The following is a 6,482-nucleotide window of genomic DNA, read 5'->3' as shown; positions in this document are numbered from 1 at the left end:
CTCCGGAACAGTCAGGGCTGGGTTCTGGTAACAGCGGGGGATCAGGCGCTCCAAAAAAATAACCTGAGGCTCGCCCGGGAACGCTATCTGGCGGCGGCCCGGGAGCTTCCGGAAAGCCCCTACCCTCATGTGGGACTCGCCCGGGCGGCTCTTGCGGCAGGAAAAACCGCGGAATTTAACCGGCACGAAAAGGAGGCCCTCCGCCTCAGCAAAAACGAAAGCCCCGAAGAGCAGCGCCGGATCCGGAAAACTCTGCAGGGGATCCAGGCGGATCTTTTCCTGAAAAAGGCCGAGGCCGCGGAAAACGCCGGCCGGTTTTCCGCCGCCATTGCGGAGCGCCTTGCCGCCCTCCGGCTGGATCCGGAAAACGCCTGGAACCGCTATCATGCCGCCGTTCTTCTCTATGACAGCGGCCGCATAAAGGAGGCCCGGGATCTCTTCGCCGCCGCCGGAAAGCTGCTGGAACGGCAAAGCCATGCCTATCCCTATGCTCTCTTTCTGATAAAGACGGGGGAGGAAGAGCAGGCCCTTAGCATCGCCGCCCGCTGGGAAAAGCGGGATCGGGATCTCCGGGATCTCCGCAGGAAGCTCCTTCAGAAGGCCGAGCTCGCGAGACTCAGCAGGGAAGCTCAGGATCTGGAAAACAAAGGCGCTTACCCCCGGGCCGCCGCGATCCGGGAGGAGCTCCGGAAACGGGATCCCGGGGATGTCTGGAACCTCGGGAGTCTGGGGCGGGATTACCATAAGACCGGCCGGAAGGATCTCGCGCTCCGGCTCTTCAGCGCTCTCCCGGAGGGAGAGCGGGGAAGCCCCGCCGCCGTAAAGGCGGAATGCTACCTGCTTCTTTCCCTGGATGAAGAGGACAAGGCCCTCGCATTATTCACCGCTGCGGAAAACCGGGGCTTTCAGGATGAGGAGCTCCGGAGGAACATCCTCCTTGCTCTGTCCCGGAGGGCTTACCGGAACCATAATCCCGCAGAGGCAGAATTATATCTCGCGTCCCTCCCGGAGGATCTGGCAGAGCCCCTCCGGGCCCGGGACGCTCTCAGCCGGGGAGACTATGAGACCGCAAACCGGAGCTACCGGAAGCTTCTGGAGGCGGCAGACAATGACGGCAGTCCCGTCTCTCCGGAGATCCTGATCCCGGCAGGGCAAAGCGCCCTCCGCGCGGGGGATCCCGGAAGAGCCGCCCTCCTGGCTGACCGGGCCCGGAAGGCTGTCCCGCCGGAGGATACCGCGGCGCTTCAGGAGCTTGCCGGACTCTACCGGGAGCTCGGAGAGCCGGATCGGGCCCGGGAAACTCTGGATCTCGCCCTGAGATCGGCTCCGGACAGCGCCGCTTCTGAAGACCGCGCTCTTATCCTCCGGGATTACGGCGACCTTCTTAAGGACGCGGGATCCCGCCGGGAGGCCGGGGACTTCTACCGGAAGGCTCTGGAAACTCTGGACGGCCGGGATTACGGCGGGGATCTCGCCTATACCCGGGCGCTTTCCGGGCCGCTGAATGCGGAGCTGCCGGGCAAGGATCCTGAGCCGGAGCCCTGGCTCCGCGCCTCCCTGCGTTCCCGGGGGGAAGAAAGCTTCCGCTATCACACCCCGGATCTCACCCTGGGCTTCCGCTACCTCCGGGATACCGGGACTCCGGGGTACTCGGATCTCCGGGAACAGAACTATCTCCTTCATTTCCGCGCCGGGGCTCTGGGGGGTACCCTGGAGCTTCAGGCCGAGGGAATTCATATGGATGCGGGAGGACTCAGAACCGGGATCCCCTGGGAGGCCATGTACGGGAGCTGCTTCGCCGCAGGGTGCCCCGCCGGCAATCTGGGCTCCTTCACCGCTCCCGTATTCGGAGCCCGCTACACTTCGGAAAACCTGGAAGCTTTTCTGGGCACCGCGCCCCGCATTGTCCGGGACACCAACCGGGGGCGCTGGCAGAATACCGATCTTCTGGGGAGCATCCGGGCAAGCAAGAGCTTTGCTGACGGCTTCCGGGGCGGACTCCGGGGCTACCGCCGGGCCCTCACCGGCTCCCTCCTCTCCTATCACGGGGACTATGATCCCGGCACCGGCATCGTCTGGGGCGCCGTGCGGGCTCTGGGGGCCGAGCTCTCGGGGAGCTTTACGGGACTCCCCCGGGACGGCTTCTGGGGCCAGGCCCGCTGGGAGAGCGTCACCGGGAAGAACGTGGCAGATAACTCCGACTGTCGGATTATGGCCGGCTGGTATCACCGCTTTATCAATGATGCCAATGAAAGGCTCAGTCTGGGAGCCTCCCTGTCCTGGCTGTCATTTGACAAGGATCTTTCCGGCTATACTCTGGGGCAGGGAGGCTACTACTCCCCGAGATCAAGTCTCGGAAACAGCCTGACCCTGACCTGGGACAAGCGGACTCAGGACTGGTCGTTCCGGGCCGAGGCCGGGGTCTCCCTCTCCTTTGTCCGGGACGGAGGCACTCCCCGCTATCCCCAAAAGGGGATCACGCCTTCGGGGATCACCGACCGGGATGCCGCGTCCTCCCGGGACAGCGATGATAGCTTCGGCTGGGTAATTCGGGGCCGCCTCGAGAGAAGGCTGGGGGACAGGCTGACTCTGGGGGCCGCGCTGGGAGCGGAAAAGGCGCCGGGCTACTCCCCCTGGGAGGGCTCCCTCTATCTCCGCTACACCTTCGGAGACACGGCGCTCCCCCTCCCTCTGGGTCCGGAGGCTCCGGCTCCGGTTATGGAATGGTAACAGGCATTATCTGGAGGCATCGCTTTTTATGCAGTTAGGAATAATCCAGCTTCAGACCCAAATACAGCAGCTGGCCCCGGGCTGTCTTTCCGTCATCGAGACCGACACCCGGGAAACCGCCCTGCTCCTGACCCTCTATGCCATCGGCAAATCCCGGGGGATAACCTCTCTTCTGATTTCCGATGAACCGCTGCCGAAGACGAACCCCCTGACCCCGGAATGCTCCCGGGGCTTCCAGAATGCGGAATTTTTTACCGTGCGCTCCCTCCGCCGGCTGTTCTCCGATCTCCCCCGGGATCTCCGGAAATGCCTGGGCTTCAAAAGCGACGTTTTAATAATCTGCCTGTTCCGGGGCCGGCTGGTTCTGGAAGACACTGTCAGCGACCTCGCCAGACAGCTTGCGGACATCCGCGCCTGTCTCCGGGAGAGCGGAAATACCCTCCTCCTCCTCCCCTGGGGGCAGGAGCCGGGAGTCGATGACCGGCTGGTGGCGGTAAGCCCGGCGCTTACAGGGCTGGCTTTGCTTTCCCGGATCCCGGAGGGAGACAATGTGAAAAGCGGTGCTCCCCGGGATCTCACCTACCGCTACGAAATCCAGTTCTGGACCGACGGCAGCTCCCGCACAGACACCATGATCTGCCTCCTTAAGCTGACCGGGGACGGGTTTTGCAGCATCCGGAGCGACGGGGTGCCACTGGACATCTTTGCGGATGCCGCGAAATGCTACATTGCCGGGCATGATTTTGTGGCGGACTCCGGGTTCTACACCCGCACGGAGTATTTTCCGGACAACAGATCCCTGGTGGATGCCGTTAAGGAAAAGATCACCGGAGCCACCTGCATTCTGGAGCTCAGATCCCGGGCGGAAATCGAGGAGCTGGCGGAGGATCTCCACCTCCTCCGGGCGACCCGGGGCGCGAGTCCGGTGCTGGTGGTCTGGGAAAAGCTCCCCGGCATCCGGAACAGCTCGGAACGGCTCCTTCTGGCCAGCGGCGCCAGCTTTATCTTCCCTCATGACGCCCGCCCCATCTATATGAATGTCATGCTGGAACGGATCCGAAACTATCCCTGGCAGGGGAACGTCCCCCGCTATCAGGAAATCCTCCGGGAATACCGGGAGTTTGCCGCGCTGGGATCCGGCTATCAGGACACCGGGAGGTTTATCAGCATCATCACGGAATCCGTGGGGGGAAACAGCAGCATCCTGTGGCTGAAGCGCTCTCCGGCTCTGGTGATCCTGTCCTGCCGGAACGGCATCACTCCGGGCATTGCCGCCTCGCTGTTCCATCCGTCGCGGCACGGGGATATCTGCTCCGTCTGGGAAAACCGGATCCTGGTATTTCTGTCCTCCTGCAGCTACGAGGAGATCCCGGCCACCCTGAATCGCATCTTCACCGAGCCGGCGGATAAGATTTTTACCGCCATGAGCGTGATCTCAAACCGCCGGAAAATTCTGGAATTCCTGCGGGATCTCAGCCAGGACCGCCCCCCGGCGCCGGAGGATCTCCGCTTTATCCGCCTGGCCGAGCAGAAGAATGCCGGTCTTAAGCAGCTGAGAAGCGGCGGCGCCGCCATTTCCGGCGTGGCAAACCATACCCCGCCCGTGATCACCGCCATCAGCCTCTATGAGGAAGACCGGAAATTCCGGGAAATCAGAGAATCCCGGGAAGACAGAGAATCCAAGGAACACATAGAAAAAACGGAGAACGGCAAATGACAGAATTATCGGATGAACTGCTGTCCCTGACGGATATTCTGGAGCTCCTTTTTCTGGCGGCTCTGTGCTTTGTTCCCCTGGGCTACCTGCTGGGGCGGCATCCCCGGGTGCCGGGCCTCATTCTGGTGAACCTTTTTCACAAAAGCAATATCGTGTCCCGGGGCGCGCTGTCAGACCTCATGGCCCCGAAAGCCCCCGCCAAGGACGCTTCCGGGAGAGAGTCCGCCGCAGAGGACAGCGCCGCGGACGACGGTTATGCGGACGACAGATCTGCAGACGAAAAGGCATCCGGGAATCCAGATCTTTAAGGAAGCGCGCCCATGAAACTTCAAAAACTTAAGGATGGCATCGCCAAATTCATCAATTTCAGAACCGCGGGACTGGGGATCTGGAACTCCTATTTCCTCTTCAAATTCGGTCTTTACTATTTCTCCTACATCCATCTGGACATCCTGCTCAATATCATTATGGCGGCGCTCCTCACTGTCCATCTGGGATCCCGCATATACCATGCCTGCTGGCGCCTCTTTCTGGGGGTTCTGGCCATTGGTCTGCTTTACCATGACAGCTATCTCCCGGGAGTCGAGCAGATCCTTACCCAGCAGCGCCAGCTGGAGGAGATGTCCCTGGATTACGTGCTGAACTTCCTGTGGGACTTTATATCCTTCCCCATGATCTTCGCCTTCCTGGGGGTGATGCTGCTCTCCTGGTTCCTGAAATCCTACCTCCGGGTCACCACCGTGGTGTTCCTGACACTGTTCGCCCTCTCCTGCTACGACACCTGGAAAACCGGCCCCTCTGATGCTGAAAAGGCCGCCACCCTCATGGCGGCCGCTCAGACCTGCGCCCCCGCCGGAGGCGGCGGCGCTCAGGGTTCCGATGATATCCCGCCCATGACGGACTCCCCCACTGACAAAAACCTGGAAAAGTATGTCACCCGGTTCTTTGCCCGGGAGGCCTTCCGGAAGACGGTTCTCCCCGGCCGGCTGGAAGCGGATTTCGCGCCCTTTGACATTGTGCTTATGAATATCTGCTCCCTGTCCCGGGACGATATCCGCCAGACCCGTCTGGAGGATCATCCGCTTTTCAATAAGTTTGACGTGTCCTTCGAGCACTTTAACGGCGCCACCTCCTACTCGGTGCCGGCCTCTCTCCGGCTCCTCCGTTCCTCCTGCGGCCAGGAAACCGAGGCGGAAATGTACAAGGGCAGACGGCAGGAATGCGAGCTCCTGAACAATCTCGCCGCCCTGGGCTTCACCACCTCGGTTTATCTGGATCACAACGGGGTTTACGGCGAGTATCTCTCATCGCTCCAGACTCTGGCCGGACTCTCCGGAGAGCCCGAGGATCCGGAGCTTCTCAGGATTGCCTACCGATCCTTTGACGGCACCCCTGTTTACAGCGATGCCGCCCTCTTCGAGCAGTACCTGAACAGCGTCTCCCGGAACAGCTCCTACGGCAATGCGGCGTTCTTCAACCTGATTTCCCTCCATGACGGCCTGCACAACGACGGGGAAAGGAGATCCCTGGACTTTGAACCCCGGCTCCGGCGGCTTCTGGACGATCTCAGCGCCTTTGCGGATCAGCTGGAAAAGAGCGGCCGGAACGTGCTCTTTATCATGGTGCCGGAGCACGGCGGCGCCATCGCCGGAGATAAAATGCAGTTCGCCAAGCTCCGGGAAATCCCCACGGACAGGATCACCGAGCTCCCGGTATACGTGAGATTCTTCGGAAAACAGCATCAGGAATCCCAGATTAAGCTTCAGGGGCGGCACAGCTATCTGGCGCTGTCAGAGCTTATTGCGAGATCCATTAAGGAGAATGCCTACGCCGATCCGGACAGCAATAATCTGGACTCCATTACCCGCAATCTCCCGGAAACCGCACCGATATCAGAAAGCACCAACGCCTTCTTTATCAAGTACGGCGACAAGGGGTTCTATAAGATCAAGGGGGGCAGCTGGACACCGTATGTTTACTGATGAACCGGCCGGCGGCTGATGCGGGAAGTCGCCGGCCTGAAGAAGAGAGAGAT

General features: G+C 61.2%; 4 protein-coding genes. All 4 read left to right on the top strand.

Annotation, left to right across the window (positions count from 1 at the left end; translation table 11 throughout):
• Positions 1-2,730 (top strand): cellulose synthase subunit BcsC-related outer membrane protein (locus ACJROR_RS05780; protein WP_406546257.1); only part of this gene is annotated, 2,730 nt, incomplete at its 5' end.
• 28 nt (positions 2,731-2,758) lie between these two features.
• Complete coding sequence (locus tag ACJROR_RS05775) at positions 2,759-4,447, top strand: BcsE family c-di-GMP-binding protein (protein WP_406546256.1); 1,689 nt, start codon at positions 2,759-2,761, stop codon at positions 4,445-4,447.
• The gene (locus ACJROR_RS05770) at positions 4,444-4,755 is read left to right on the top strand and encodes a hypothetical protein (RefSeq protein ID WP_406546255.1); all 312 of its coding nucleotides are present in this window, start codon (positions 4,444-4,446) and stop codon (positions 4,753-4,755) included. Before ACJROR_RS05775 ends, ACJROR_RS05770 begins: the two co-directional genes overlap by 4 nt.
• A gap of 12 nt (positions 4,756-4,767) precedes the next feature.
• On the top strand, positions 4,768-6,429 hold the full coding sequence (gene bcsG, locus ACJROR_RS05765) for a cellulose biosynthesis protein BcsG (protein WP_406546254.1): 1,662 nt from the start codon (positions 4,768-4,770) through the stop codon (positions 6,427-6,429).
• Positions 6,430-6,482: the final 53 nt, after the last annotated feature.

Origin of the sequence: Succinimonas sp. (genome assembly GCF_045225735.1) — a bacterium.
Lineage (GTDB): Bacteria > Pseudomonadota > Gammaproteobacteria > Enterobacterales > Succinivibrionaceae > Succinimonas.
This window is presented reverse-complemented; position numbering and strand designations above follow the sequence as displayed.

Coding starts and splice junctions, on each gene's coding strand:
- ACJROR_RS05775 (WP_406546256.1), top strand. CDS start 2,759: ATGCAGTTAGGAATAATCCAGCTTCAGACCCAAATACAGCAGCTGGCC.
- ACJROR_RS05770 (WP_406546255.1), top strand. CDS start 4,444: ATGACAGAATTATCGGATGAACTGCTGTCCCTGACGGATATTCTGGAG.
- bcsG (WP_406546254.1), top strand. CDS start 4,768: ATGAAACTTCAAAAACTTAAGGATGGCATCGCCAAATTCATCAATTTC.